Raw genomic sequence first — 1,334 nt, 5'->3', positions numbered from 1 at the left:
GCAATATAAATCACCGGGATGAAGAATACCCAAATTCCAAACGTAAATGACGTGAGCTTCACCCATGGAGAATCTTCGTTCGCGCTCTTCATTGACTTTGTCAGATTGCCCGGCTGCATACTAAATGCAACCGGTTTGTACCAGCCCTCAAGTTTCTTCAGACCTTCAGCGTATTTCGATTCCTCTTTTGCTGTTGTATAACAGTCCATAATGACACAGCTTCCACCCACAACAGTTGCATACACTTGGGAAAACTGGAACTCAGCATAGGCTGTCGATTTCATCCGATAATGCACATTCAGAAACGTCCATCCATTTTCTTCTATGTACTGTGTCTCAAAGTCCGAATCAAGCACTGACGTGTTATCCGTAGGTGTCCGAAGCTCCTCTAACACCCATGTTTCAAATATCTCTTTCTGTGCCTCCGACAGATCTTCCCATCCGTTCACTGCATCGTTTCCCATTACATCTACGCATGGTTTAACTGTCATCTCCATGATGTGTTCCTGGTCTTCCGGCATCGTCATAAGCATGATATCATTTTTCTTCATGTAGTAGGATGCGCTATTCTCAGTATCCTGAAAATAGCGTTTCCAATCCTTTGGCATCTTTATCGATGCATCGCATTCTTTCACATATGTCACGGCATCTGACACTGAAATCGCTGTATTTCCAAGCTTTGACTTCTCCTCTGACATTCTTCGTCCTGTCAGCATCACACCCAGAGCAAACACCAAAATCAACGCAAACACCGTGGAAATATTAAATTTAACTGGTGTTTTCAAGAATCAGTTCCTCCACTTCCATTTTCATTCGTGACCCGCCTGATTTCCTTTCAGGATAAGCCTTTTTACGTTATATAAGATAATTGCCGCAATGTATGTGAACACAACTTCCAATATGATAAACACCCATTTTGGAAATACAACATTCGCATGACTGCAAACATAAATAAAAATATTGTTCAATAAAATAAGTTCTAAGTAAATCGCACTACCAGCCTCCGTAACGCGTCCGCCAAACCGGAACCTGCCAATCACCATCACCATAAGCAGGACGAAAAGCATAATTGCCGGTGTCTGCGCAAGAAGCGTCAAAAGCTTGTCGCCATAACATGGATTGTCCGGTGTCTCCGTCCAGTAGCCATAATGATCTACGATATAGATTGCTGCATATCCGGTTACAGCAAGCAATACCAAACCTCCCATAAAAGCAGGAAGAAAATATTTTTTCAGCCAGCTATCCACCTGTGTCTGTTTCTGTCTATACAGCATGCCTAAGAAGAAACAGATTGTCGTGTTATACCACCATTCTCCATAAAACCAGTTTGTAAA

2 protein-coding genes are annotated in these 1,334 nt (G+C 42.4%); both read right to left on the bottom strand.

Going from position 1 to position 1,334, the window contains the following annotated elements; translation table 11 throughout:
* Positions 1-785: hypothetical protein (locus ACWI69_RS12175; protein ID WP_448822100.1), on the bottom strand; the 785-nt coding region annotated here is incomplete at its 3' end.
* Positions 786-809: 24 nt separating this feature from the next.
* A partial coding sequence (locus ACWI69_RS12170; RefSeq protein WP_448822099.1) for a hypothetical protein occupies positions 810-1,334 on the bottom strand: 525 nt, incomplete at its 5' end.

Source organism: Cetobacterium sp. (assembly GCF_977044495.1).
The sequence above is the reverse complement of the archived record's forward strand: the minus strand, read 5'-3'. Positions and strand labels throughout refer to the sequence as shown.